This window comes from Kitasatospora sp. NPDC029312 (assembly GCF_055569215.1).
Genome location: NZ_JBVHXY010000033.1, coordinates 48,127 through 72,617 on the forward strand (window position 1 = coordinate 48,127; position 24,491 = coordinate 72,617).

Below are 24,491 nucleotides of genomic sequence, written 5' to 3' on the forward strand. Positions count from 1 at the left end.
AGCGTTCCCACCCCGCCCTGCCACCCGCTGACGCCTGCCGCCGGCCTCTGGTCGTGTCAGTCGCGTGTCAGTCGCGGAAGGCCGAGAGGTCGAAGGCGGCCAGCCGCTCCGGGTCGGCGATCACGTCGATCGCGGCGATCGCGTTGTTCACGACGGTGAACGCCATGATCGACAGCGCCCGGCCGTGGTCGCCGATCACCACCGCGCCCGCCGTGCCGTTGACCAGCGCCGGGCGGGCGAACGGCGACAGGCCGCCCCACAGGACGGCCTGGCCGGCGACCGTGGTGGCGCCGGTGAGCACCACCGTGTGCCGGGCCAGCGCGGCGCCGCCGTCCGAGCGGAGCACCACGTCCGGGTCGAGGACCGCGACCAGGGCCCGCAGGTCCCCGTTGCGGGCGGCGGCGAAGAAGGCGTCCACGGCGACCCGCTGGCGGCCGAGGTCCGGGTCGGGTGCGGGCGCCTGCCCCTGCACCTTGCGGCGGGCCCGGCTGGCGAGCTGGCGGGTGGCGGCCGCGGTCTTCTCGATCAGCGGGGCGATCTCCTCGAACGGCACCGCGAACAGGTCGTGCAGCACGAAGGCGACCCGTTCGGCGGGGGACAGCGACTCCATCACCACCATCAGCGCCAGGCCGACGGAGTCCGCGAGCATCACCTCCTGCTCGGGGTCGGTCGCGTCCTCGCGGCGCAGCAGCGGATCCGGGATGCGCTCCGGGCCGGTCTCCCCGTCCGGCCCGGTCGGCTGTAGCGGCTCCTCGCGCCGCTGGGCGCGGTCGCGCAGCAGGTTCAGGCAGACCCGGGAGACCACCGTGGTCAGCCAGCCGCCGAGGTTCTCCACCCCGGAGGTGTCGGAGCGGTCGTACCGGAGCCAGGCTTCCTGGAGCGCGTCCTCGGACTCGCTGACCGAGCCGAGCATCCGGTACGCGACCGCCCGCAGGTGCGGCCGGTGCTCCTCGAACTCCGCCGTCCGGGAAGTCTTCTCGTCCACCGTGTCACATTCCTTCGTCGCCTCGGGTCAGGGCAGCAGGAGCCACCCAACAACGGGTGCGGCGGGGAGATCAACTCCCGGCCCGGGACGAAACGGAGACGATCGTGACGAACAACCTGGTCCTGGTCACCGGTGGCACCGGCACCCTCGGCCGGCAGGTCGTGCCGCTGCTGCGGGCGGCCGGTCGGCCGGTGCGGGTGCTGAGCCGGCGGGAGCGCACGGCGGCGGACGGCGCCGCGCAGGACGGCGTGGTGCACAACGGCGCGGCGCAGGACGGCGCGGCGCAGGACGGCGTGGCGTACGTGCGCGGTGACCTGCTCGGCGACCCGGCCGAGGCGGACGCCCGGCTCGACGGGGCGCTCGCGGGCGTCCACACGGTGCTGCACCTGGCCGGTGGTCCCAAGGGCGACGACGAGGCGACCCGCCGGCTCGTCGCGGCCGCACGGCGGGCCGGGGTGGGGCACCTGGTGTACATCTCGGTGATCGGCGCGGACAAGGTGCCGCTCGGCTACTTCCGGGCGAAGCTCGCCGCCGAGGAGGCGGTGGCCGGCTCGGGCCTGCCGTACACCGTCCTGCGGGCGGCGCAGTTCCACGACCTGGCCTTCACCGTGGTGGAGAAGATGGCGAAGCTGCCGCTCGTCCCGGCCCCCGGCGGGGTCCGCTGGCAGCCCGTGGACGTGCGCGAAGTCGCCGCCAGGCTGGTCGAGTTGGCGCTCGACGAGCCCGCCGGCGCGGTGCCGGACCTGGCCGGGCCCACGGTGTACGGGATGGACGAGCTGACCCGCCGGTACCTGGCGGCCCGGGGCCGCAGCCGCAGGCTGCTGCCGGTCCGGGTGCCCGGCAAGGTCGGCCGCGCCTACCGGTCGGGCGCGAACCTCGCCCTGGCCGGCGCCGAGTACGGGCGGCGCACCTGGGAGGAGTTCCTGGCCGAACGGCTGGCGGCCTGATCCGCAACCTGACGGCTGCGGGAGGTCGCGTTCGGCCTCGGGGAGCGGTACGTGCTGCTCAACGCGGCGGAAGGCGCCGCGTACGAACCGCCGTTCGGGCCGTAGCGGCCGGTGGTCGTTCAGGCCTCGGCGGCCCGCAGGACGGTCTCCGTGCTGACCACCTTGGCGAAGCGCATCGCGTGCAGGGTGGTCGCGGTGGCGCGGGCGAGGTCGGCGGCGGGGACGGTGGTGCCGTCGGGGCCGGTCATGGCGAAGGTGTGCATGGCGTCGGCCGGGAAGACCGCGTCGTAGCCGAGGTTCCCGGCCATCCGGGCGGTGGTCTCGTTGCAGACGTTGGTCATCACCCCGGTGACCACCAACTGCCGGGCGCCGCGCTCCCGGAGCCAGGCGTGCAGGTCGGGGGTGCCGTAGAAGGCGCTGTTCACCGTCTTGGTGATGTGCAGGTCGGGCGTGACGGCGGCGACGAAGTCCTTGAGCCCGTAGCCGGGCGTGCCCTCGACCAGCGGCCCCACCCGGGAGGCGTGCTGCACCGTGACGATCGGGCGGCCGGTGGCCTGCCAGGCGGCGATCAGCTCGGCGATCCGCTGCTCGGCGTCGGGGTTGTCGCGGGGGCCCCAGAAGTCCTCATCCTCGAAGCCCTTCTGGACGTCGATCAGGAGGAGGACGGCGTCGGGGTCGAGGGTGAGGGGGGCGTCGAAGGCGTCGGTGTTGGTCATGGGGTCCATGGTGCTGCGCGGCGCCCGGTGGGGGTGAGGGGCAGGGATGCCACCCATCGATAGGTTCCTGCCACGCGTCCGCCCTCCGTCCGTCGTGGTTCCGCCACGCGTCCGCCATGCTTCAGCCATGCGAACGGTGGGGTGTCTGATCTTCGACGGCGTACGGGCCTTCGACTACGCGGTGATCGGCGAAGTCTGGGCGAACCGCGCCTCCCGGCCGGGGCTGCCCGCCTTCGACCTGCGGGTCTGCGGGCCAGCCGGGGCCCGGGTGCGGCTGGGCGGCGGGTTGGAGCGGGTGCCGGACGCGGGGCTGGCGGCGCTGGCCGACTGCGACCTGGTGGTGGTGCCGGGCGTGGAGGAGCCGGACGCGGCGCGCGCCCCGGAGGTGCTGGCGGCCCTGCGGGAGGTCCGCGCCCGCGGGGTCCCGATCGCCTCGCTCTGCGCGGGGGCCTTCGTCCTCGCCGAGGCCGGGCTGCTCGACGGCCGGGAGGCGACCACCCACTGGGCGCTCGCCCCGCAACTCGCCGTCCGGTTCCCGGCGGTGACCGTCCGACCCGAGGTGCTGTTCACCGGCGGCGAGGGCCTGTGGACGTCGGCCGGGGTCGCGGCGGGCATCGACCTGTGCCTGCACCTCGTCCGCACCGCCCACGGGCAGCGGGCCGCCGCCGCCATCGCCCGCGCGATGGTCACCGCCCCGTTCCGGGCGGGCGGCCAGGCGCAGTTCATCCCCACCCCGGTGCCCGCGCCCACCGAGGACGACCCGCTCGCCCGCCTACGCGCCGAGGTCCTGGCCTCGCTCGACACCCCGTGGACGGTCCGCCGGATGGCGGCCGCGGCCCGGATGTCCGAGCGCTCCTTCGCCCGCCACTTCGGCGCCACCACCGGCACCACCCCACTGCGCTGGCTGCTGGACCAGCGGATCCTCACGGCCCAACGCCTGCTGGAGGAGACCGACCTGCCGGTCGACACGGTGGCCGTGCAGTGCGGCTTCACCTCGGCGGTGTCACTGCGGCCGGTCTTCACGGCCCGGGTGGGGGTGGCACCCCGGGAGTACCGCCGCACCTTCCGCGGCCGGGAGGACGGCTAGCGGAGGCGAACTCCGGATGGCCTTGCGGGAGTTACCCAAGGTGCAGGGACGGTGCGGAACCGTCCGGTCCGCGTGGTGTCGGGTGTCCGGGCGGGGTATAACGACCCCTGACGCGTACAGCGTCCATTCGTCGGGGGGAAACGTGGACCAGGAACTGACCTCTCTCGCGGGGGTCGCCGCCGCCGCAGTCGTCCAGCAGCTGACCACCAGCGCCTGGGAGCGGATCCGCTCCGCCGTCGATGAGTTGTGGCGGCGCAGGCATCCGGAGCGGGCCGAGACGGTGCTCGCCGAGCTGGGGGAGTCCCGCGAGGAGGTGGCCGAGGCACGCCGTGCGGGGGACGGTCAGGCCGAGCAGGAGGTGGTCGACCTGTGGGGCGCCCGGCTGCGCCGGTTGCTCGCCGCGGACCCGGGGGCGGCCGTTCAACTGCGCGCCCTGGTGGAGGACCTGATCGGATCGTCCGCGCCCGCCGCGCAGCAGCCGTCGGTCACCATGACCGCGCACGCCTCCGGTCGGGCCCGGGTCAACCAGGCCGCGGGGGACATCCACGTCAACGAGCGGTGATGGGCGGTGAGCCCGCAGGGATCCGGGCCGGGGGCTGACCGCGACGGCGGCGATAGCGGTCCGACCAGCCTGAACATGAGCGCCACGGCCAGCGGCCAAGGGCGGATCAACCAAGCGGGCCGGGACCAGCACATCAGTGTGACCATTCCGCTGCTCGGTGCGGCGCTGCTGGTCGCCATCGCGGTGCTGGTCTTCTGGAAGCCGCTGCAGCACGTGACGGGCACCCTGGTGGAGGCGGGCCCGTCGACCCCGGCGTCCTCCGCCGCGCCCTGGACTCCGCCTCCGCCGCGCGTCGAACCGCTGCCGAACCCGCCCGCCCAGTCCACGCGCCCCCGCCCGGCCGACCCGGTACCGACGGTCGCGCCCACACCGACGCCGGTGTGGACGCCGCCGCCCACGCCCAAGTACACCCCGCCGCCGCCCGATCCAGTGGACACGGCCTTCGCCGCCATCCGCGTCGGCGACTGCCTCGACGTGTACAACACCGGGATGGAGCGGTGGAGCCGCACGGCGCCCGTCGCGGTGGACTGCCGGGGCGGCAGCGCCTTCAACCGGGTCAGTGCGGTGGCCACCGCGGCGGCGAGTTGCGCTTCCGGGGCCGGGCGGGCCCCGTTCGCGCACCAAAACCGCGACAACTCGGTGACCGTGCTCTGCCTGGAGCGGCAGTTCCGCAACGGCCAGTGCTTCCCGGCTGCGACAAGCGACTACCGGCAGTACAGCGGTTCCCTGACCGTGGTGTGGGACTGCGGCGCAGGGAAGGTGCTGAAGCCCGACAACGTCATCCTGGCGATCGCGGCCGTGATCACCGCCCGGGACACCTGCCCGCCGCACAACGGCCGCTACGGAGCCGAGTTCGCAGTGCTGGACGGCAGCACCAAGGTGTGTACCGTCGTGGTGTGACGGTCCGTCGGGCCGCGTCGCGCCGGGAAGCGGGCTCCGGTGCGCGGTGGGGTGGCGGCCCTCAGCGCCGCCACCCCCTGGCTGCGTTCTCGGCAGGCGGGCGGGGGTTCGTTGAGTCAAACCCCACGGTGGGGTGAAGTCCGGTGGGGATCCGGGCGGGGTTGTGCGGCTTTCCTGTGGATCGACGGCCGCCGGGTGGGCGGTCAGCCCGCGAGGGTGTCGCGCAGCTTCTTCTTGTCGGGCTTGCCGACGGAGGTGAGCGGGATCTCGGGCACCAGGTGGAGGGCCGCCGGGGCGTAGATCCGGCCCTTGTTGGTGGTGACGAAGGTGCGGATGTCGTCCAGTTCGGGGTGTTGCCCCGGGGCCGGGACGACGGCGACGTGGACGTGTTCGGCCTGCTCGGCGTCGCGGGCGCCGAAGACGGCGCACTGGGCGACGGTCGGGTGGGTGAGGAGCAGGTCCTCCAGTTCGGAGGGGTAGACGTGCCCGCCGACCACGATGATCTTGTCCTTGAGGCGGTCGGCCAGGTAGAGGTAGCCGTCCTCGTCGAAGTAGCCGATGTCACCGGTGTTCAGCCAGCCGTCGCGCAGCACTTCGGCGGTGAGGTCGGGGCGCTTCCAGTAGCCGGCCATCAGGTTCGCCGAGCGGACGTGGATCTCGCCCGCCTCGCCGGTGGGCAGTTCGGTGCCGTCGGCGGCGCGGATCACCACCTCGATGCCGGGGAAGGGGCGGCCGACGGAGAACTGGCCGCCGTGGCCGACGCGGTCGTGCTCCTGCGGGGTGAGGACGGCGATGTTCTGCGCCTCCGACATGCCGTAGGCGGCGACCAGGACGGGCCCGAACACCTTGAGCGCCTCGCGGATGCGGGTCGGCGAGGAGGCGCAGCCGCCGTACATGATCCGGCGGAGGCTGGAGAGGTCGGTGCGGGTGATCGCGGGGTGGTCCAGCAGCTGGTAGAGCAGCGGCGGCAGGACCCACAGGTCGGTGATGCGCTCGCGTTCGATGGCGGCCAGTACCTCGCCGGGGTCGAAGGAGCGCTGGAGGACCACCGATCCGCCGTGGTGGAGGGTCAGGTCGGTCATCACGCCGGCGAGGTGGGCGAGCGAGGTGGCGGCGAGGAGGCGCGGCGCGCCGCCGTTCTCCAGGCCGTACGGGTGGTCGAAGGCGCTGCGGTAGGGGCCGTGGAGGCTGAGGATGCCCTTGGGGATGCCGGTGGTGCCGCCGGTGTGGCGGATGCTCAGGTCGTCATCCGGGCCGATCGGGACGGCCGGGGCTTCGGCGGGGCGGTGGGCGGATGCGGCGATCACGTCGTCGCCGATCGCGGCCGGGCCCGGGCCCGGGCCGAGGGTGAGGACGGTCGGTACGTCGGCCAGGGCGAGCAACTCGGGGGCGTCCGCGTACCGTTCGGCGTCCACGAGGAGGACGGCGGTGTCGACGCTGCCGACGATCTCGGCGAGCACCGGGGCGCTCATGCCGTCGTAGAGGTTGACGACGCGGGCGCCGGCGAGGCCGGCGGCGTAGCGGCCGCTGAGCGCTTCGGCGGTGTTGCCGGTGAGCAGGGAGACGGTCGTGCCGCGGGTGACGCCCCGGGCGATGAGTTCGTGGGCGAGCCGGTGGGTGGCGGTGACGAACTCACCGGCGGTGATCCGGACGCCGTCGGCGGTGGTGACGGCCGGTCGGTCGGGGTCGCGGGAGAGGGACCGGAGGATCAGGGCGGGGGCGCTGATGAACTCCGTGCCGTTCATGGCCACTTCTTCTTTGTAGTTTGCAACCATACCGACAGCGTAGCCCCACCCTCCCTGAGGCACGGCCGAGTTGGCCACCGTGACCGGCGGACGCTCCCCAGCGGGCCGGGCGGTGGGCCGCCGTTGCGTGGGAAGTCGGCCCGGCCGACTTCCCGCGCGCCGAGCCGCCTCGGTGGCCGCTCGGTAGCGCCTCGGTAGCCGTTTCAGTAGCCGATTGGTGAAGCGGCGCTGGACGAAGCGGGGCAGCTCCGCCTCGTCGATCAGGGCGACGGCGGCGTCCCCCGCCGAGCCCGTGAGATGGGCATGACCGCCAACGCCATCTACGGCTACTTCCCCACCCGCGACGACCTGGTCACCACCCTCATCGCGGACCTCTACACCGCGCTCGCCGACGCCGTCGACGCCGCCTGGGCCGCCTCGGCGCAGAACCCGCCGGCGGAGCGGATCCAGGGCTGGGCACACGCCTTCCGCGACTGGGCCCTGGCCGACCCCGAGGGTTTCCGGCTGATCTACGGCGACCCCGTCCCCGGCTACCGGCCCCCCGACGGCGGCCCGGCCCCGGACGCCGCACGGCGGGTCTGTGTCGGGATCGCCGCGCTGGCCGACGCCGCCTGGGGCGGAGCCGACGAGGGCGAGGGAGGCGACGAGTTCGACTGGGGCGACTTCGACCCCGGCCTGCTCGCCAAGGTCCGCCCGGCGTTCCCCGCCCTGCCGCCGGCCGGGGTGGCACTGGCGCTGCGGATCTGGGGCCACCTGCACGGCCTGGTCGCCCTGGAGGCCTACGGCCACCTGCGCGCCCAGACGCCCGCGCCGGACAAGCTCTTCCGTGCCGAATTCGCGCAGCCGGTCCGCTCCTTGGGCATCGTCGCCTAGGCCGGGGGCCCGCCCTGCGGGATGGCGGCCGCGCCCGGTACGGCCGGCGCCCCGGGCCCGCACCGACCTGGCCCGAGCGCCGCCGCCAGCCAGGCCCGAGCCACGGAAGGGCTCGCCGACCCGCGCCCCGGGCGTTCACTCGAATGCCCGGTACACAGGCGCCGCCCCCCGGGCCGAGGACACTCGATCTGGGCGGCAGCCGAACGCCTTCGCCTCCGGCCAGGCCTTTCCCGAGGCTGCAGCCCATGCGTCGACCGAAGGAGGCACGCGCATGAAGCCCAGGCTTGCCACCATCACCCGTCAAACCGCCACCACGGCCACCGCGCTCCTGCTCGCGGCCGCCGGCGTGGCCGCAACCGCGCCGCCGGTTTCCGCCGTCCCGGCCACCGTGCTTCTCCCGGCTTGGGACACCAAGGACTTCCCGGCCGGAGACCGTGTGCTGGTCCAGACCGGCTGCCACACCTGGAACCTCATCGGCTGGAACCACCGTGCGGGCTGGTACCAGTACGACGACAAGAACCCACCCACCAAGCTCTTCCCAGCCGCCGGAGAGATCTACACCGGAGGCCGGTACAACGGCAACACCGACGGAGGAAAGTCGGCCGGACTCCCCCAGGGCACCTACCAGGAGTACGACGCCCGGGGCTACGCGACCCGGCCAAAGCCGAACCAGCGCGGCACGGCCCGCCTCGTCCGCATCCAGCAGACCGGCGCGGTCTACTACAGCCCCAACCACTACGACCAGTTCCGCGAGGTCAAGGACTGCCACTCGCAGTAGCGGTGTGACGTCGGGGGCGTCGTCCTGACCGCCGTTCGCATCGGCGAGTCCCCCAGCAGCCGCCGCCCGGGCCCTGAGCGCCCGGGCGGCGGTGTCCCCGTCCACCACGGCCCGCCGACGCACGCCCGGTCCGGCGAACCCGGTCGGCCCCGCGTCCGCGGGGTAGCCGGAGCCGAGGAGGGCGGGGGCCGGCTGGACGGGCTGTCGAGCCTGAATCCGGACAGGCCATCAGTGCGAGGACGTTCGAGTGAGCGATTGGCGTGGGCGGCCGGTCCGGCCGCCCACCGGTGTTCCCATGGGCAGTCAGCGGACCGCCTTCACCATCTGGTTCGTATGCGGATGGTGGCGAGACGTGACTGACTCCGAACGGGAAGGAAACCTCATGACGGATCTCATGGAGCAGTTAGCACGGGTGATGGCGGACGGACGGCGCGCCGCCCCGGCCTGGGCCGAGAACCGGGAGGACGGCGCCTGGGGAGTGCGCTGGGAGGTGCCCAGTGCCGTCGACTTCCGCCTGTACGAGGCCGGCGGCCAGGCTTGCGAACCAGGCGACGTGCTGGCCCGCTCCGACCGGGCGGCCGACTTGTGGCTCCCGCCCGGCAAGGAGCCGGCGCCGAACCAGTACCTGGTCACCGCGTTCGACCGGGACGGCACCCTCCTGGCCTGCTCGGGACTGGCCGTCGGCGACCCGAAGAAGAAGGCCGACATCGCCAAGCGGCTCCGCGAGTGGGAAGGGCTCCCGGAGCGCAAGGCGTCGAAGAAGACGGCGCTGAGCAGCCCGAAGAAGGACTGGGTCAACAACCGGCTGCGGATCACCCAGCAGTGGGAAATCACCCGCACGCCGCAAGAAGTCGTCATGTTCGACCCGAACCAGAACTTCTGCTTTCCCGGCGCGATCGTCCAGTGGAAACCGCTGAAGACCACGGGCATGCTCGTCTCCGCCCAGATCGAGGACTCCCACCGAGCCGACCTGGGCATCACGCTCGACCGGATCGGGCAGAGCGGGACGGCTTCCCCACCGTCCCTGAGCAACGTGAAGAAGGTCATTGACGACATCACCAGTGGAAAGACCTGCACCTCCACGGACACGTTCTGGACGCTCACCGAGGCGCACACCGCCACCGAGGCCGCCTTGGAGCTGGGAATCTCGGCCACCTACGGAGGGTTCGCGGCCGGCATCGAAGCCTCCCTCAATCGCAAGGAAGAACACAACACCGTCATCTTCTACATGCGCGAGCGCGCATTCAGCGCCCTGTGCAACGTCAGCACCCCCGGTGCCCTCTTCAACGACGATTTCACCGAGGACGTCCTCGAAAAGCTCGTCCAAGACGGCTACATGGGCCCCGACAACCCTCCGATGCTCATCAGCGCCGTGCACTACGGTCGGATGGTGTTGTTCACCGTGACCTCCGACCGCACGGAGACTGAGATCAAGGCCGCCGTGAAAGCCAGCTACAACGGTTTCGCCGAAGTCAAGGCCGAGGTGAAGGCCAGGTACCAGGAGCTCTTCACCGAGTGCCAGAGCAGTCTCATCGGCAAGAGCGTCTCAGCGGACATCAAGAAGAGTCTCATCAACGGCAAGGTCCAGGACATCTTCACGAAGGACGAACCCTACAGCGCCTACATGCCCTACGGCTTCACCGCGATGACCCTGCACAGCGAGGTCGCCACGCTCAGCGAGACCACCGTCTACGACGCCACGTCCTGGGGCGGCGAGCCCAACGACGTCACCCTCACCGTCAGCGAATGGTGCGTCAAGGGCCTCAGCACGCCCTGGTGCGCGAAACTCGACATCGACGACACCGCGGAGATCGAGATCGACGGAAAGAAGGTCCGAACCCAGAAGGGCAGGGGCCCCAGCGCCACACGCACCTTCAACGAGGACGGATCCGGCGGGAAACCGTTCACGGTGAAGATCACGGAAAAAAGCTCCTTCGAGTTGGACCCGGTGAAGATCGGGTGGTTCACCGGCGGGAAGACCGGCGTGATCGACGCCTGGTACCCGGACTCCGACACCCTTCCCCGGATCCGGTACTCCGCCACCCGCGGGTAACGCACCGCGCACCGACGCGTTCGCCGGAGCTGAGCCGGGCCGCTGAGTGCGGTCCGGCTCCGCCTGGTGTCACGTCCGGGTGGCGGTGTGGCGGGGGCGGCCGTGGGAAGTCGGTGGGGTCGACTTCCTGTGTGGGGGTTCAGGTGTGGGCGGCGGCTTGGGTGCGGCAGTGGGTGAGGGCGGGCTTGATGCGGGGGTCGGGGGTGGGGGTGGCGGTGAGGAGTTCGCCGGCGGTGACGAGGGCGGTCCAGTAGTGGGCGGGGTCGCCGGTGCGGGGGAGGGGGTGGGCGGCGGCGAGGGAGAGATAGGCGGCGGTGAGGTTGCCGGTGGTGAACCAGCGGGCCAGGCCCAGCTGGTGGCCGGCGCGGATGCCGCCCATGGCGTCGATCGCGGCGAGGAAGAGGTCGACGACGGCGAGGCCGGTGGGGTCGAGGGTGGCGGGGACGTCGAAGACCCCGAGGGCTTCGAGGAGTTCGCCGGTGTCGGCTTCGGAGCCGGGGCGCGGGTTGGCGAGCAGGGCGTGGTAGCAGTCGTTGAGGCGGCGGGTGGCCTCGGCGAGGGGGATGCCGAGCGCCAGGCAGACGGCGCGGGCGGCGGGGAGGGGTTCGGCCGCGCGGCGGGCGAGGAGGGCGTAGGTCTCGGCGGGGCTGGAGCCCCGGGCGAGGGCGTGCTGGGCGAGGGTGAGGAGCGGGGGCTGCATCGGCGGCGCGCTTTCAGGCGGAGAGGGCGGGGAAGTTCGGGATGGAGGCCTGGGAGGGGGCGACGAGAGCCCAGACGAACTTGCCGACGCCGCCCGCGCGGGGACAGCAACCCCAGTGCTCGGCCAGCTCGTTGACGAGGAACAGGCCACGGCCGTGCTCGTCGGCGGGGGTGGTGGAGCGGAGGGCGGGGCGGCCGGTGCCGGCATCGTGCACTTCGAGCCGGAGGCGGTCGTTGATGAGGGCGAACCGGATCTCGATGAGGCGGTCGGCGGGGGCGTCGCAGTGCCGGACGGCGTTGGCGAAGAGTTCGCCGAGGAGGAGTTCGGCGGTGTCGCGGTAGCGGTCGCCGGCGGGGAGGGCGGAGAGGTACGCGCGGAGGAGGTGCCGGGCGAGGGGCGTGGAGGCGGTGTGGGAGTCGAGGCGCGCGGCGAACGTGCGGGGGCGGTGGGTTTTGAGCATGGCGGAGTTCCTCAGGGGGCGGATGGGGGAGCGCGACAGGCGCGCGCAATCACGCTATGCATGCAGATGATTGCGTTCTGGTGTCAATCATCGAGGCTGCGGAGGTACCGTGACGCCAAATCAGCGTGCGGGACGCTTGGCGCACAACTGGGGGCAGCGATGGCACACAGGAAGAGCAAGCGGGGGACCACGGCGAGCTCCGCGATCATGTTCGGGGAGGAGATCCGGTACGCGCGCGACGCAGCGGGCTTCACGCAGGAGGAGGTGGGCAAGCTCTTCCACTGCGACCGGACGGTGATCTCGCGCACCGAGAGCGGTCGGCGGAAGCCGTCGGTCGACGAAGTCGAGGAGCTTGACCGGCTGTTCAAAACCGGCGACCTGCTGAAACGGCTGTACGGGCGGGTCGACTGGAACGCGTCGATCGAGCACCCGGACTGGTTCCAGGAGTACGTGGACCAGGAGGCGATCGCCATTGGGCTGCGGGCGTACCAAGACAGTGTGATGTACGGCTTGTTGCAGTGCCCGCAATACGCGCGTGCAGTGTTTGCGGCTGGCGATGCTGCGGGCGACTCGAAGGAGATCGAGGAACTGACCAGAGCCCGAATCAGTCGGCAGAGCCGCTTTCTCGTGCCCGACGGGCCGTTGTTGCTCGTCATCCTCGACGAGAGTGCGATCAGGACGGTCGTGGGTGGACCGAGCGTGATGCGATGCCAGATGGAGCACCTCCTGCGGGTGGCCCAACTCCGGAACATTGTCATTCATGTGGCGCCGTTTTCGACTCGGCGGACCGTCATCGACACGGCTATGGTGTTGCTGGAGCTGCCGGATGGGCAGCGGTTGGTGTACTCGGAGAGCCTCGACCGAGGCCACTTGAGCGATGATTCCACTGCCGTGGTCAGGCACCAGCGTCGATATGATCGGCTCCGTGGCGAATGCCTGTCAGAGAGCGACTCGCTTCGGCTGATCGCCGAAGCACTGGAGGGGTTCAGAGATGATGAGCAACGAGCTCGCCGCAGCCGCCTGGCGGAAGAGCAGCTACAGCGGCACCAACGGCGGCAACTGCATCGAGGTAGCCCTCGAATCCCTGCCCGACGCCGTCCCGGTGCGTGACTCCAAGGACCCGCACGGACCGATCCTCCTCTTCCCCGCCTCAGCCTGGGAGTCCTTCCTCTCCGGCGTGCAGGCCGGCGACTTCCCGTCCATCTGACCGGCGGCGGCGCCAGAACGGGCTGAGGGGCCAACGCCCCTCCTGCCCGTAGGCGTACTCGTGGTTCCTGCGATACGCCGTCGCGATCCCGTCCAGAAACCCCATGTAACTCGTGAGCGCGGCCCACGTCCTCTCCCCGTCGGCCAGGCATTCGGCCACGGCCCGTCCCGCCCGGGCGCCGGTGTGCAGAGCCATCAGGATGCCCTGCGAGGACAGTGGATCGAAGGCCAGTGCAGCGTCTCCGGCCGCCACCCATCCCGGGCCGGCGGCCGGCGTCAACCGCAGTCCGTGGGCAGGGGCCCAGCGAAGCCCCGCAGTTGACTCCCGCCCCCGCCCGGCGATCCGGCGCCGCACGTGCTCGGTGCGGCTGAGTGCCGCCCAGAACCCCAAGGGACTGCGCAGCGCCGGATCGACCAGGTCCGTGTCGGTCAGGTAGGCCACCAGCCGCCCCGCCGGCACCCGGGTGGTGTACCACCACCCCGCCTCCACCGCCTCGACCAGCGTCCTGGCCTCCGGGTCGCCCCCGGGGAACACCGCGTACACCGCCACCAGCCGGTCCTGCCGGTGCCGTTGCCCCTGCCGCCGGCCAATGACGCAGCGCCGACCGGTGGCGTCCACCGTCCAGCGGGCGGACAGCTCCATCACCTGTCCCCGCTCGCGGACGACCAGCCGGCCGTCGAGCCGGTCCACCACCCGGGCACACCGCAGTTCGGCCCCCGCCGCGACGGCCGCCTCCCGCAGGAAGGCGTCGAACCGCAGCCGGTCGAGGTGCCACCCGGGCCCGTACGGGTCGAACAGGTGGCTCCGCCCGTGCAGTCGCCCCGAGCCCCACGCCGCGTACGTCCCCGTGGACACCGGATGCCCCGAGGCCAGGAACCCGTCCAGCAGCCCGAGGTCGGTCAGCAGCGGCCGGACGGCGGGTGGCAGGAACTCCCCGATCTTGAAGCCGCCTTCGCGCCGCCCGTCCCATCCCGGCCCGCCGCCGTCGTCCAGCAACCGCACCCGGTGCCCGGCGCGGGCCAGGACGAGCGCCGCCACGGCGCCCGCCGGCCCGCCGCCGGCCACCACGGCGTCGAGTACCGGCGGGCGCGCGGTCACCGGCTCGGCCGCAGGCGCTTGACCTTGTCGATGAACCCGACCGAGACCTCCTCGTCGGGGGCCTGCGCCAGGGTGACCGCGCTCGCCAGGGCGGCCGCGCCGAGGACGGGGTCGGCGCCGGCGTCCACGTGCACGGTGACCAGGCTGCGCCCCGCCGGCGGGGCGGGCTCGCGGGGGAAGCTCACCTCGGACTCCACCAGGAGTTCCGCCGGGAGCCGGGGGTCGTCCGTGGGGCCCGGGCGGCGCTCGACCACCCCGAGCTTGCCGAAGTCCCGCACCATCGCGTTGATGTTCTCCAGGTAGGGCGCGGGCAGCCAGCGCAGCCAGGCCCGGCGCTTCCCGAACGCGGCCAGCCGGTCCGCGAGCGGCCGCGAGGTGTCCAGCACCACCTCGTAGTCCTCCTCGGCGAGCACGTGGTTGGGCACCCGGGCGGGCCAGAAGGTGGGCAGGTACGGGTCGTACGGGCCGAGGCCGGAGCCGTACTCGTAGCCGGCCCGGCAGCTGGCGGTGTCGGTCTGCCAGGGCACCGCCATCCACCGGGTGAGGTCGCCGGGCGCCTGGGCGTACAGCGGGCCGTCGAAGGAGAGGGCGAGTTCCGGGGTGAGCGTCGGGCCGTAGGAGGGCGCGGGCTTGTCCGGGTCGCGGGGGCGGATCCGGAAGGGGGCGCTGTACAGCGTCGTGTGCCGCATCGGCCAGGTGAGTTCGCAGCCGGGGTGAAAGGCGTCGGCGAGGCAGAACGACAGGGCCGCCCGGTCGAGGGTCGCGGGCCGGTCGGCGAACGGGACGTCGTCCAGGGAGGCGGCGGGCGTCGCGTGCGGGTCGTAGTCGTCGACGAAGTCCCCGTCGGCCCACCGCTGGAGCAGCCGGTACTGGAGCGCGGAGAGCGTCACGTGCTGCCGCACGGACTGGGGCGGGATGTTCATCGCGTCGCCGTAGACCGGCGGCCAGGGCACCGGGGACATGCCGTCGCGGTCGTAGTTCCGGACGGCCAGCCAGGTCTGGCGGCGCAGCTCCCGCCGTACCGGGGACGGGTCCGACAGGGCGTCGAGCCGGGCGAGCAGGTCCTCGCGCCCGTCGAAGCCGAACCGGACGGCCAGGCCCTTGTTGACCCACTGCAGTCCGCTCAGCCCGCGCAGCACCGGCAGCACGTCCCTGGTGAAGGACACCTGCTCCGGCTCGGGGAGGCGGCCTGCGGTGACGAAGGCGTCCCGGACCAGGTCGTACATGGTGCGCACGGAGGTGAGTTCGGGGGCGTAATTGGGTGGGGCGGTGACCACCCAGGCCGGTTCGACCGGGATCGGCCGCCCGTCGATGCTCACCTCGGCGGTGACGGGGCCGTCCGAGACGTCGTCGTGCCAGCCGTCGTTGTCGGCGAAGGTGTCGGCGGGCCGGCCGGTGGCCGAGGCGGAGACGCCACGGCCACCGAGGAAGATCAACCGGCCGCTGTCGTCGGTGCGCAGCTCGCCGAGGTAGACGGGCTCGCCCATGAAGGTGCCGGTGTCGAAGGAGTACTCGGGCCGGGCGGAGCGGTTGCGGCCGCGCACCCACCGGGGACCGGGGTCGATGACCAGGAGGTCCTGGCGCTGCTCGGCCGGGACGGTGGCGTTGCGCAGGCTGCTGGGGTCGGCCTGGGCCGCCTCCGGGATGTCCAGGGCGAGCTGGAACCGGTACCAGGCGGCCTTGGAGTTGACGACGTGCACCTTCCAGCGCAGGTCGGCGTTGTCGGCGGTCAGTTCGGCGACCGGCTCGCCGGCGGCGTTGTAGCCGTACACCCGGAACCGCACGGCCTGGCGCTTCAGGGCGCCGGTGACGTCCTTGTAGCTGCCGACGGGCAGCGGCGGCGGCGCGTCGACCTCGGGGGCGAGCACGAAGTCGTCCATCGTGCTGTCGCCGACCCGGGCCACGCCGATCGCCGGGTGCACGGCGGCCCGGACGATCCGGTTGTCGCGGGCCGGCGGCGGGGTGAGCGGCGGGCGGGCCGGGCCGGGCTCGGCCGCCGGGACGCCGTTGACGTCGCGGCGCTGCTCGGCCGAGGCCGGGTAGACCGTGCGGCGCACGTCGGAGATGCTGCCGACCGGGCGGTGCTCGGCCAGGGCGTGCCAGGGGTTGAAGGAGAGGTTCTCGCCGTACGCGGCCTGGCCTCTGGCGGTGACGTCCTGCTGCCGGAGGGTCAGCCGGGCTACCGTCACGGGCGGGCTCGCGGACTCCTCCCAGCGCACCGTCGCCCGGTCCAGCGGCATGGCCTCGTCATCGGTGCGGAACTGGAGCATCAGGTCGAACGCGGCCGGGCCGGCCGCGAGCCGGTGGGCCAGGTCGGCGGCGAGGTAGCCGGGGTCCTCGTCGGGCGGCGTCGCACCCGGGTCGGCGGGCTCGCAGCCGGCGGGCGCCAGCTTGTACTTGACGAAGCGCTCCGGCCCGAAGGCGTACGGGAGCACGCTCCAGTAGGCGGCGGTCAGCGCGCTCGGCTCGACCTTGGCCATCGCGTCGAGGACCTGCGCGGTGACCGGGTGGGCTTGGAGGTAGCCGTCGTAACCGCCCTCGATCACACCGGCCCGGGTGAACTCGCACATGTCCTGGGCGGTGTCGACGAAGAAGACGTCGTGGTTCTGCAGCAGCAGGTCCTGGGTGCCGGCCTCGGTGTAGCCCTCCAGCAGTTTGGGGCCGGGCACGCCGAACAGCTTCACGCCGATGCCGAGGGTGGTCTTCAGGTCGGGGCTGCCGGGCACCGTGTCGCTGGAGAACCGCACCCAGGCGTCCAGGCCGCCCGGCCGGGTGCGGGCGGCCTCCAGGAAGCCGACGCGCAGCTCCGACGGCAGGTCCTTGGCGACGGTGAGCGTGCCGCGGGCGACGCCGTGCGGCTTGAGGAACACCGGCCGCTTGACCGGGTCCTGGCCGCGGGCCATCCGGACGCCCTGGGTCAGGTCCACGAACATCCGCTTGAGGGCACCGGCCGCGTCCTCGGCGCAGCCCGGCAGGGGAGGCGGCCCCTCGGCGTCGTCCAGGGGTTCCGGGGTCCTGGTCATCGGTGCGCTCCCGTCGGTGCGGTGGTGGGCCCGGGGGCGGCGGACCGCCGCGGTCGACGCCGGGCTCGGCCTCCGGACCCCGGTCAAGCGTGCACAGCGGTTCGGCGGGCGGCGCGGCGAACTACGCCCGAAACGAGCAGGCGCCGGGCGCGGCGCTCGGCCGCTCACTCCAATCGGTCAGCAGCGCTGGCCCGGGGGCGGTCGCGGGTGGCAGCGTCGTCGGTGTCGCGGCGCCGTCCCGCCCGTCGCCCTCGGGGGCATCTCGTCGCCACCGGGAGGTGGTCAGAGGCACCCCTGGGGATGGTCTATGCTTAACCCATCACCCAGATGCGCGGGTGGCGGAATAGGCAGACGCGCTGGATTCAGGTTCCAGTGCCCGAAAGGGCGTGGGGGTTCAACTCCCCCCTCGCGCACAGAGAGCGGCCGGTCGACCTTCGGGTCGGCCGGCCGCTTCTTTTCGTTCCCGCACTCCTGCCCCGGCCTGGCGCGGTCCGCCCGCCCGGGTGCTCAGCCGGCGCGGTGGAGGTCGCACTCCTGCTGGATGGCGGAGGGGGCGTCACTGCTGACGATCGCGATCCTCGGGACGGGGCCGCCGGTGGCCGGGGCGTCCTCGGCGGTGCAGACGAGCTGCTGGACGGCGGGAGAGGACAGCGAGGCGGTGGACCAGGACAGGCGCAGGGTCACCGCGCCCGGGGTGACGGTGGCCTGGACGCGGCCGTCCGGAGGGAGGTCGCTGTACAGGCCGGAGCGCTTCTCGCCCTGGTCGGGCCCGGTGACCAGGGTGTTCAGGGTCTGCTGGAGGTCCTCGCGCCGGGTGCCGGAGCGGATGACCGGGCGGATGCCGTGCTGGTCCAGGAAGTACAGCCGGATGCCCGGCTGGATGCCGGTGGCCGGCTGCCCGCTGCGCACCGGGCCGGTGGTGGAGATGGAGCAGCCGCAGGCCAGCAGCAGGGCCGTGGCGACGGCGGAAAGGCGCTTGGGGACGGTCACCGGTCCTCCTCCGGGTCGAGGCCGCGCGGCAGGACGAGGGTGAACACCGCACCGCCGTCGGGCGCGTTGGCGGCCTCGATCAGGCCGCCGTGCAGCCGGGCGTTCTCCTGGGCGATGGCCAGGCCGAGGCCGCTGCCCTCGGAGCGGGTGCGGGCCCGGTCGGCCTTGTAGAACCGGTCGAAGAGGTGCGGGAGTTCGGCGGGCGGGATGCCCGGCCCGTGGTCCGTGACGGTGAGCACGAGGCCGTCCTCCGAGCCCCGCAGGGCGACCCGGACGGGCGGCCGGCCGTGCCGCAGGGCGTTGCCGGCCAGATTGGCGACGATGACGTCGAAGCGGCGCGGGTCCAGCAGGACGGGCAGGGCGGCGGGCAGGTCCAGCTCGACGAGCTCGTTCCAGCCCCGCAGGTCGAGGGTCTCGCGGACGGCGGTGGCGGCGTCGATCGGCTCGGCGCGCAGCGGGGCGGCGCCGGCGTCCAGGCGGGAGATCTCGATCAGGTCGTTGACGAGCCGGCTGAGGCGGGTGGTCTCGTTGCTGATCATGCGCAGGGCGGTGGCGGTGTCGGCGGGGAGGTGCTCGGCGTCCTCGTCGAGGATGTCGGTGACGGCGAGCATCGCGGCCAGCGGGGTGCGCAGCTCGTGGGAGACGTCCGCGGCGAAGCGGCGGCCCTGGGACTCGATCGCGCGCAGCTCCTCGATGGTGCCGTGGAGGGTGCGCGCGGTGTGGTTGAAGGTCTTGGACAGCTGGGCGAGTTCGTCGTGCCCGGTGACGGTCAGCCGGGTGTCCAGCCGGCCCTGGGCGAGGGCGTGGGCGGCGTCGCCCAGGGCCCGCACCGGCCGCAGCACCTGGCGGGCGGCCAGCAGACCCAGCCCGGCGGCCAGGACGGCGACGAGCACCCCGGCCCCGGCGGCGCCGGCGAGCAGCGCGTCGGCGGCGCTCTGTTCGCGGTCGAGCGGCAGGGCGGCGTACACGGTCAGCCCGGAGGGCGCGCCGGCCGGGCCGGAGGGGCCGGCGGCGGCGTAGGTGACGGGGACGCCGACGGCGAGCCAGGGGTGGCCGTCCGGCGAGGTGAAGCGCTGGAAGGCGGCGTGGCCGCGGCCGACGGTCGCCTCCAGGGCGGGCGGGACCTCCACCGGCTGGGTCCACTGGGAGTGCTCGGGGCCGGCGCCGGTGCCGGTGCCGGTGTTGTAGGAGGCCAGTACCCGCCAGTCACGGAACCCGCCGGTGCCGGACAGCTGGCCTGCCAGGCGGTCGAGTTCGCTCTTGGTCGGCGGAAAGGGCAGGGCCGGCGCCAGGACGTCGATGCGGCGGCGCAGCTCGTCGAGGGTGGTGTCCTTGGTCAGGTCGAGCGTGGAGGTGGTCGCGGCCCGGTAGGTGAGCACGGCGGTGGCCAGCGCGCTCAGCGCGGCGACGGCGACGAACGCCACCACCAGCCGCGGCCGCAGTCCGGCGACGGCACGGCGCAGCCGGACCAGGCGGGGCGGGTGCGGGTCCGGGTGGGGTCTGGGGCGCTCGCTCGGGGCAGCGGGGTGGATCGTCACAGCGGTCCGAAACGGTAGCCGAAACCGCGTTCGGAGTCCTCATCGATCAGCTGTGCCCGTGCCATGGCAGCAGTATGTGGTACTGACCTGCGCAAACGCGCACCGGGTGGGCCGCGGGGGGTGGCCCTGGGCGGCGGCTCCGATCCGGCGGGTTGACCTCAAGTCGGCTTGAGATTTTATCGTCGCTCTGCTGCCCCGCCGAGCGGGCCGCGCTCACGGCCGCGGAAAGATCACCCTGATCGCCGGCTGAGCCACCGCCCACTTCCGTACATCCAGCCGACCGACACCTGACGGAGTACCACTCACCATGACCACCACCGCCACTGCCACCACCGCCACTGCCACCGGTACCGCCGCCGCCCCGCTGAAGATCGGCGTCATCATCGGCAGCGTCCGCACCGGCCGCTTCGCCGACCGGATCGCCCAGTGGTTCCTCTCCGAGATCGGAGGGCGCGACGACATGGAGGTCCACGTCATCGACCTGTCCGAGCCCGCCCTGGTCGAGGAGTTGAAACTCACCCTGGAGGCGCACGAGCCGCTGCCGGGCGCCCTGACCCTCGCCCAGCGGATCGCCGGCCTCGACGGCTTCGTCGTCATCACCCCCGAGTACAACCACGGCTACCCGGCCTCCCTGAAGCTCGCCATCGACTACGTCTACAGCGAGTGGCGGGCCAAGCCGGTCGGCTTCGTCTCCTACGGCGGCATGGCCGGCGGCCACCGGGCCGTCGAGCAACTGCGCCAGGTCTTCGCCGAACTGCACGCCGTCACCCTCCGGGACACCGTCAGCTTCCACATGGCCTGGGAGAAGTTCGACGAGCAGGGCCGCCCCTCCGACCCCGACGGCGTCGGCAAGGCCGCCACCGTCCTGCTCGACCAACTCGCCTGGTGGGGCCTGACCCTGCGCGAGGGCCGCGCCGCCCGCCCCTACGACGGCTGAGTGCTGACGCCGCCGGGCGCGCGTGGCCGTTCGCCGGGTCCGCCCTCCCCGGTGGGTCGGGCGGACTTGGCGGACTTCCACCAGGCGGGGTTGTCGCGGTACCAGGCGACGGTGTCGGCGAGGCCCTGCTCGAACGGGATCCGCGGGGCGTAGCCCAGCTCCTCGCGGATCTTCGTCCCGTCCAGCGCGTAGCGCAGGTCGTGGCCCTTGCGGTCGGCCACCCGCCGCACGCTCGACCGGTCGGCGCCGCACAGGTCGAGCAGCCGCTCGGTGACGGCCAGGTTGGTCCGCTCGTCGCCGCCGCCGACGTTGTAGACCTCGCCCGGGCGGCCCCGGTCGAGCACCAGGGCGATCGCCCGGCAGTGGTCGTCGACGTGCAGCCACTCGCGGACGTTGCGGCCGTCGCCGTACAGCGGGACGCTCCGGCCCTCCAGCAGGTTGGTGACGAACAGCGGGATCAGCTTCTCCGGGTGCTGGCAGGGGCCGTAGTTGTTGGAGCAGCGGGTGATCGACACGTCCAGGCCGTGGGTGCGGTGGTAGGAGCGGACGATCAGGTCGGAGGAGGCCTTGGAGGCGGCGTACGGGGAGTTGGGCAGCAGCGGCCACTCCTCGGTCCAGGCCCCCTCGGCGATCGAACCGTAGACCTCGTCGGTCGAGATGTGGACGAAGCGCGGAACACCCGCCGAGAGGCAGGCGTCCAGCAGCGTCTGGGTGCCCAGCACGTTGGTACGGACGAACTCGGCCGCGGAGCGCACCGAGCGGTCCACGTGCGACTCCGCGGCGAAGTGCACCACCGCGTCGTGCCCGGGCAGCAGGTCGGCCAGCAGCCCGGCGTCACAGACGTCACCGCGGACGAACTCCAGCCGGGGGTGGGCCGCGGGCAGGTTGTCACGGTTTCCGGCGTAGGTGAGCTTGTCGAGGACGGTGACCCGGGACGTCTCGTGCCCCGGGTAGCCGCCGCCGAGCAGGGTGCGGACGAAGTGCGAGCCGATGAACCCGGCGCCACCGCTGACGAGCAGCCTCATGCGGCCGGCCACGGTTCGGTGCGGGCGGTGGTGAGCTGTGCCATGGGGCCTCCTGTGACTCTTGGGGCTCGGCCTCGGCCTGGGCCTGGGCCGAGGTTAGCGGCTGCCCATGCACGGGGGGTTCTCGGCGGCGGGCTCTTATTGTACTGTCCGTCTAATAAGCGGGTGAGCGGGAACCCGCAGCGGCAGGCACCTGGAGGCAGCCATGGCTCTCACCTGGCAGACCGAGCACGGCCACACCGCGGCCGACGACGACGTCTCGAAGCGGCTGCTGGAGTCGGCCGCCACCCTCTCCTTCGACCCCTCGACCGAGATCGACTGGAACGCGCCCCTCCCGGAGGAGCACTACGGCCTCAACCCGGAGTGGAGCACGCTCTACGGCACCCGGCTGTGGGACGAGATGACCGAGCGGCAGCGGGTCACGCTCACCCGGCACGAGGTCTGCTCGATCATGAACACCGGCATCTGGTTCGAGATGATCCTCCAGCAGATGGTGCTGCGCGACCAGTACCTCAAGGACCCCGCCAACGCCGAGTTCCAGTTCGCACTCACCGAGATCGCCGACGAGTGCCGCCACTCGATCATGTTCGCCCGCGCCTGCCGGAAGATGGGCATCCCCGCCTACCGGCCGAACAAGGTGATCGCCCAGGCCGGCCGGGCGTTCAAGGCGCTCGCCAAGGGCGAACTCGCCTACGGCGGCATCCTGGTGGCCGAGGAGGTGCTCGACGTCATGCAGCGCGACTGGATGCGCGGCGAGAACGTCCTGGAGATCGTCCGCGGCACCTCCCGGATCCACGTGGTCGAGGAGTCGCGGCACATGAAGTTCGCCCGGCAGGAGATACGCGAGCGGATGCGCCACGCGAGCCCGGCCCGCCGCCGCACCTCGGCCACCGGCATCGCCGTCGGCGCGTACGTCATCGTCACCAGCATGGTCCACCCGGGGGTGTACAAGGCCGCCGGCCTGGACGTCGCGCGGGCGCTCGCCGAGGTGAAGGGCAACGAGCACCGCAAGGCGATGATGCGCACCAGCTCCCGGCACCTGATGGCCTTCCTCGCCGAGACGGGCCTGCTCACCAGCCGCTCGGCGGCCGTCTACCGCCGCGTGCACATGCTCTGAGGCAGGGGACGCGCACCCCCTCAGGGCGGTGCGCATTCCCTGACGTCGAATCGGACCGTTCGGACACAGCGAGGACCCCACTCCGGCCATGGCCTACGCGATCACCCAGACCTGCTGCAACGACGCCTCGTGCGTGTCCGTCTGCCCGGTCAACTGCATCCATCCGACCCCGGACGAGCCGGAGTTCGGCACCACCGACATGCTGTACATCGACCCGCAGGCGTGCATCGACTGCGGTGCCTGCGCGGACGCCTGCCCGGTGGACGCGGTGTTCCCCGTCGACCGGCTGCGCGGGCCGGACACCGTGTTCGGCGACCTCAACCGGGACTGGTTCCGCGACCACCCCACCGACCACGCCTGGGGCGCGCCCAGTTTCCCCCGCAGCCTGCCCGGCGAGCTCGGCACGCTGCGGATCGCCGTGGTCGGCACCGGTCCCTCCGCCGGGTACACCGCACAGGAACTGCTGCGCTGCACCAGCGCCGAACTCACCATGATCGACCGGCTGCCCGTCACCGGCGGCCTGCTGCGGCACGGCGTCGCCCCCGACCACCAGTCCACCAAGCGGATCGCGGAGAGCTTCGCGAGCGTCTTCCACGACCCCCGGCTGCGGATGCACCTCAACCTGGAGGTCGGCACCGACGTCAGCCACGAGGAACTCGCCGCCCACCACCACGCGGTGGTGTACGCGGTCGGGGCCGCCGCCGACCGGCGGCTCGGCATACCCGGCGAGGACCTGCCGGGCAGCCTGCCCGCGACCGCCTTCGTCGGCTGGTACAACGCCGACCCGACGGTGCCCGGGGACGCGGTGGAGCTGTCCGCCGAGCGCGTGGTCGTCGTCGGAAACGGCAACGTCGCGGTGGACATCGCCCGGATCCTGCTCACAGACCCGGACCGGCTCGCCGCCACCGACATCGCCGATCACGCCCTGGCCGCGCTGCGTCGCAGCCGGGTCCGGGAGGTCGTGCTGCTGGCCCGGCGCGGGCCCGAACAGGCGGCCTGGACCGGGCCGGAGTTCCGGGCGCTGCGCCGGCTGCCGGGCGTCGAGGTGGTGGTCGAGAACCACCCGCAGGTGCGGGCGGCGATCGAGGCGGCCGCGCCGGACTCGCGGGCCGCGCTGCTGGCCGGGCTACCGCTGGTGCCGTACGAGGGGGGCGCGGAGCCGGCGCCGGGGCGGCGGATCGTGCTGCGCTTCCTGTCCGCGCCGGTCGCCCTGAACGGGGACGGGCGGGTCGAGTCGGTGACCGTCGAGCGGACCAGGATGACGGCGCAGGGGCGGGCCGAGGCCACCGGGGAGCGCGACACCCTGCGGGCCGCACTGGTGGTGCGCTCGATCGGGCACCGGGGCGTGCCGGTGCCCGGACTGCCCTTCGACGAACGGACCGGGACGGTCGCCCAGCGCGGCGGGCGGGTCGTCGACCCGGCCACCGGGCGGGCGTTGACCGGTGCGTACGTGGTGGGGTGGGCCAAGCGCGGGCCGTCCGGCGGGATCGGCGCCAACCGGTCCTGCGCGCGGGAGACGGTGGACGCGCTGCTGGACGACGCGGTGGCCGGGGCGCTGCCCGCACCGGCGGCGGGGCGCCAGGACTTCGAGCGGCTGGTGCGACGGCGCCGGCCGGACGCGGTCGGGCTGCGGGAGCTGCGGGCGGTGGACCGGGCGGAGCGGGCGCGGGGCGAGGCGCAGGGGCGGCCGCGGGTGAAGCTGGCCACGGTGGCGGAGCTGCTGGCGGCGGGGCGGCGGCGGTGAGCCGCG

Annotated in this window: 22 protein-coding genes and 1 tRNA gene; 13 read left to right on the plus strand and 10 right to left on the minus strand. The window is 73.0% G+C overall.

The features are described from left to right. Positions 1-67: 67 nt before the first annotated feature. A complete protein-coding gene (locus ACZ4WV_RS24970) occupies positions 68-985 on the minus strand; it encodes a sigma-70 family RNA polymerase sigma factor (protein WP_465750314.1) in 918 nt (305 codons plus the stop codon). A 104-nt stretch (positions 986-1,089) separates the two neighbouring features. Between ACZ4WV_RS24970 and ACZ4WV_RS24975 the strand changes: the two genes are divergently transcribed. Then, positions 1,090-1,932 carry an SDR family oxidoreductase gene (locus ACZ4WV_RS24975; protein ID WP_465750316.1) on the plus strand — a complete coding sequence of 281 codons (843 nt, stop codon included), beginning with the start codon at positions 1,090-1,092 and terminating at the stop codon, positions 1,930-1,932. Between the two features lie 119 nt (positions 1,933-2,051). Here ACZ4WV_RS24975 and ACZ4WV_RS24980 read toward each other — a convergent pair whose 3' ends face one another. Then, the gene (locus ACZ4WV_RS24980) at positions 2,052-2,648 is read right to left on the minus strand and encodes a cysteine hydrolase family protein (protein ID WP_465750318.1); all 597 of its coding nucleotides are present in this window, start codon (positions 2,646-2,648) and stop codon (positions 2,052-2,054) included. A 127-nt stretch (positions 2,649-2,775) separates the two neighbouring features. On the opposite strand from ACZ4WV_RS24980, the gene ACZ4WV_RS24985 reads away from it, so the two are divergent. From ACZ4WV_RS24985 to ACZ4WV_RS24995, 3 genes are all read left to right on the plus strand, one after another. Then, a complete protein-coding gene (locus ACZ4WV_RS24985; protein ID WP_465750320.1) occupies positions 2,776-3,735 on the plus strand; it encodes a GlxA family transcriptional regulator in 960 nt (319 codons plus the stop codon). 142 nt (positions 3,736-3,877) lie between these two features. Next, entirely contained in the window at positions 3,878-4,297 is a 420-nt protein-coding gene (locus ACZ4WV_RS24990) for a hypothetical protein (protein WP_465750322.1), read from the plus strand. Positions 4,298-4,372: 75 nt separating this feature from the next. Beyond that, the gene (locus ACZ4WV_RS24995; RefSeq protein WP_465750323.1) at positions 4,373-5,197 is read left to right on the plus strand and encodes a hypothetical protein; all 825 of its coding nucleotides are present in this window, start codon (positions 4,373-4,375) and stop codon (positions 5,195-5,197) included. Between the two features lie 203 nt (positions 5,198-5,400). Here ACZ4WV_RS24995 and ACZ4WV_RS25000 read toward each other — a convergent pair whose 3' ends face one another. Next, positions 5,401-6,942, minus strand: a complete 1,542-nt coding sequence (locus tag ACZ4WV_RS25000) for an AMP-binding protein (RefSeq protein WP_465750325.1) — start codon at positions 6,940-6,942, stop codon at positions 5,401-5,403. 303 nt (positions 6,943-7,245) lie between these two features. Here ACZ4WV_RS25000 and ACZ4WV_RS25005 point away from each other — a divergent pair, with 303 nt between their 5' ends. The 3 genes from ACZ4WV_RS25005 (at position 7,246) to ACZ4WV_RS25015 (ending at position 10,646) form a co-directional block, all read left to right on the plus strand. Continuing rightward, on the plus strand, positions 7,246-7,815 hold the full coding sequence (locus tag ACZ4WV_RS25005) for a TetR/AcrR family transcriptional regulator (protein ID WP_465750327.1): 570 nt from the start codon (positions 7,246-7,248) through the stop codon (positions 7,813-7,815). Between the two features lie 271 nt (positions 7,816-8,086). Further along, positions 8,087-8,593 (plus strand): hypothetical protein, encoded by a 507-nt coding sequence (locus ACZ4WV_RS25010; protein ID WP_465750329.1) that lies wholly within the window; start codon positions 8,087-8,089, stop codon positions 8,591-8,593. A gap of 382 nt (positions 8,594-8,975) precedes the next feature. Beyond that, complete coding sequence (locus ACZ4WV_RS25015) at positions 8,976-10,646, plus strand: thiol-activated cytolysin family protein (protein WP_465750330.1); 1,671 nt, start codon at positions 8,976-8,978, stop codon at positions 10,644-10,646. Positions 10,647-10,785: 139 nt separating this feature from the next. On the opposite strand, the gene ACZ4WV_RS25020 is transcribed toward ACZ4WV_RS25015, so the two are convergent. Then, positions 10,786-11,346 carry a hypothetical protein gene (locus ACZ4WV_RS25020; protein WP_465750332.1) on the minus strand — a complete coding sequence of 187 codons (561 nt, stop codon included), beginning with the start codon at positions 11,344-11,346 and terminating at the stop codon, positions 10,786-10,788. A gap of 13 nt (positions 11,347-11,359) precedes the next feature. Next, complete coding sequence (locus tag ACZ4WV_RS25025; protein WP_465750334.1) at positions 11,360-11,806, minus strand: ATP-binding protein; 447 nt, start codon at positions 11,804-11,806, stop codon at positions 11,360-11,362. Between the two features lie 159 nt (positions 11,807-11,965). Between ACZ4WV_RS25025 and ACZ4WV_RS25030 the strand changes: the two genes are divergently transcribed. Next, positions 11,966-12,916, plus strand: a complete 951-nt coding sequence (locus ACZ4WV_RS25030) for a helix-turn-helix domain-containing protein (RefSeq protein WP_465750336.1) — start codon at positions 11,966-11,968, stop codon at positions 12,914-12,916. Next, entirely contained in the window at positions 12,870-13,013 is a 144-nt protein-coding gene (locus tag ACZ4WV_RS25035; protein WP_465750376.1) for a DUF397 domain-containing protein, read from the plus strand. The genes ACZ4WV_RS25030 and ACZ4WV_RS25035 overlap by 47 nt, the downstream gene beginning before the upstream one ends. Here the strand turns inward: ACZ4WV_RS25035 and ACZ4WV_RS25040 are convergent. Together ACZ4WV_RS25040 and ACZ4WV_RS25045 are read right to left on the minus strand one after the other, a co-directional pair. Beyond that, complete coding sequence (locus ACZ4WV_RS25040; protein WP_465750338.1) at positions 12,957-14,111, minus strand: tryptophan 7-halogenase; 1,155 nt, start codon at positions 14,109-14,111, stop codon at positions 12,957-12,959. The genes ACZ4WV_RS25035 and ACZ4WV_RS25040 overlap by 57 nt on opposite strands. Beyond that, on the minus strand, positions 14,108-17,134 hold the full coding sequence (locus ACZ4WV_RS25045; RefSeq protein WP_465750340.1) for a LodA/GoxA family CTQ-dependent oxidase: 3,027 nt from the start codon (positions 17,132-17,134) through the stop codon (positions 14,108-14,110). Before ACZ4WV_RS25045 ends, ACZ4WV_RS25040 begins: the two co-directional genes overlap by 4 nt. Positions 17,135-17,463: 329 nt before the next feature. Here ACZ4WV_RS25045 and ACZ4WV_RS25050 point away from each other — a divergent pair. Then, positions 17,464-17,547 (plus strand) — tRNA-Leu (locus ACZ4WV_RS25050). A gap of 94 nt (positions 17,548-17,641) precedes the next feature. Here the strand turns inward: ACZ4WV_RS25050 and ACZ4WV_RS25055 are convergent. Together ACZ4WV_RS25055 and ACZ4WV_RS25060 are read right to left on the minus strand one after the other, a co-directional pair. Then, the gene (locus ACZ4WV_RS25055) at positions 17,642-18,124 is read right to left on the minus strand and encodes a GerMN domain-containing protein (RefSeq protein WP_465750342.1); all 483 of its coding nucleotides are present in this window, start codon (positions 18,122-18,124) and stop codon (positions 17,642-17,644) included. Beyond that, positions 18,121-19,662 (minus strand): ATP-binding protein, encoded by a 1,542-nt coding sequence (locus ACZ4WV_RS25060; protein WP_465750344.1) that lies wholly within the window; start codon positions 19,660-19,662, stop codon positions 18,121-18,123. Before ACZ4WV_RS25060 ends, ACZ4WV_RS25055 begins: the two co-directional genes overlap by 4 nt. Positions 19,663-19,969: 307 nt before the next feature. Between ACZ4WV_RS25060 and ACZ4WV_RS25065 the strand changes: the two genes are divergently transcribed. After that, positions 19,970-20,599 (plus strand): NADPH-dependent FMN reductase, encoded by a 630-nt coding sequence (locus ACZ4WV_RS25065; protein WP_465750346.1) that lies wholly within the window; start codon positions 19,970-19,972, stop codon positions 20,597-20,599. Here the strand turns inward: ACZ4WV_RS25065 and rfbB are convergent. Continuing rightward, positions 20,587-21,624: a dTDP-glucose 4,6-dehydratase gene (gene rfbB, locus ACZ4WV_RS25070; protein ID WP_465750348.1), complete on the minus strand. Its 1,038-nt coding sequence runs from the start codon at positions 21,622-21,624 to the stop codon at positions 20,587-20,589. The two genes, ACZ4WV_RS25065 and rfbB, sit on opposite strands and share 13 nt — an antisense overlap. Before the next feature lie 205 nt (positions 21,625-21,829). Here rfbB and ACZ4WV_RS25075 point away from each other — a divergent pair, with 205 nt between their 5' ends. Further along, entirely contained in the window at positions 21,830-22,741 is a 912-nt protein-coding gene (locus ACZ4WV_RS25075) for an AurF N-oxygenase family protein (RefSeq protein ID WP_465750350.1), read from the plus strand. 88 nt (positions 22,742-22,829) lie between these two features. Beyond that, positions 22,830-24,485, plus strand: coding sequence for a 4Fe-4S binding protein (locus ACZ4WV_RS25080; protein ID WP_465750351.1), 1,656 nt, complete (start codon positions 22,830-22,832; stop codon positions 24,483-24,485). Positions 24,486-24,491: the final 6 nt, after the last annotated feature.

Excerpts from the sequence above, each read along its gene's own strand:
- ACZ4WV_RS25010 (WP_465750329.1), top strand. The coding sequence starts at position 8,087 with ATGAAGCCCAGGCTTGCCACCATCACCCGTCAAACCGCCACCACGGCC.
- ACZ4WV_RS25000 (WP_465750325.1), bottom strand. The coding sequence starts at position 6,942 with ATGAACGGCACGGAGTTCATCAGCGCCCCCGCCCTGATCCTCCGGTCC.
- ACZ4WV_RS25025 (WP_465750334.1), bottom strand. The coding sequence starts at position 11,806 with ATGCTCAAAACCCACCGCCCCCGCACGTTCGCCGCGCGCCTCGACTCC.
- ACZ4WV_RS25080 (WP_465750351.1), top strand. The coding sequence starts at position 22,830 with ATGGCCTACGCGATCACCCAGACCTGCTGCAACGACGCCTCGTGCGTG.
- ACZ4WV_RS24980 (WP_465750318.1), bottom strand. The coding sequence starts at position 2,648 with ATGACCAACACCGACGCCTTCGACGCCCCCCTCACCCTCGACCCCGAC.
- ACZ4WV_RS25065 (WP_465750346.1), top strand. The coding sequence starts at position 19,970 with ATGACCACCACCGCCACTGCCACCACCGCCACTGCCACCGGTACCGCC.
- ACZ4WV_RS25020 (WP_465750332.1), bottom strand. The coding sequence starts at position 11,346 with ATGCAGCCCCCGCTCCTCACCCTCGCCCAGCACGCCCTCGCCCGGGGC.
- ACZ4WV_RS25075 (WP_465750350.1), top strand. The coding sequence starts at position 21,830 with ATGGCTCTCACCTGGCAGACCGAGCACGGCCACACCGCGGCCGACGAC.
- ACZ4WV_RS24995 (WP_465750323.1), top strand. The coding sequence starts at position 4,373 with ATGAGCGCCACGGCCAGCGGCCAAGGGCGGATCAACCAAGCGGGCCGG.
- ACZ4WV_RS25030 (WP_465750336.1), top strand. The coding sequence starts at position 11,966 with ATGGCACACAGGAAGAGCAAGCGGGGGACCACGGCGAGCTCCGCGATC.
- ACZ4WV_RS25015 (WP_465750330.1), top strand. The coding sequence starts at position 8,976 with ATGACGGATCTCATGGAGCAGTTAGCACGGGTGATGGCGGACGGACGG.
- ACZ4WV_RS25005 (WP_465750327.1), top strand. The coding sequence starts at position 7,246 with ATGACCGCCAACGCCATCTACGGCTACTTCCCCACCCGCGACGACCTG.
- rfbB (WP_465750348.1), bottom strand. The coding sequence starts at position 21,624 with ATGAGGCTGCTCGTCAGCGGTGGCGCCGGGTTCATCGGCTCGCACTTC.
- ACZ4WV_RS25045 (WP_465750340.1), bottom strand. The coding sequence starts at position 17,134 with ATGACCAGGACCCCGGAACCCCTGGACGACGCCGAGGGGCCGCCTCCC.
- ACZ4WV_RS24985 (WP_465750320.1), top strand. The coding sequence starts at position 2,776 with ATGCGAACGGTGGGGTGTCTGATCTTCGACGGCGTACGGGCCTTCGAC.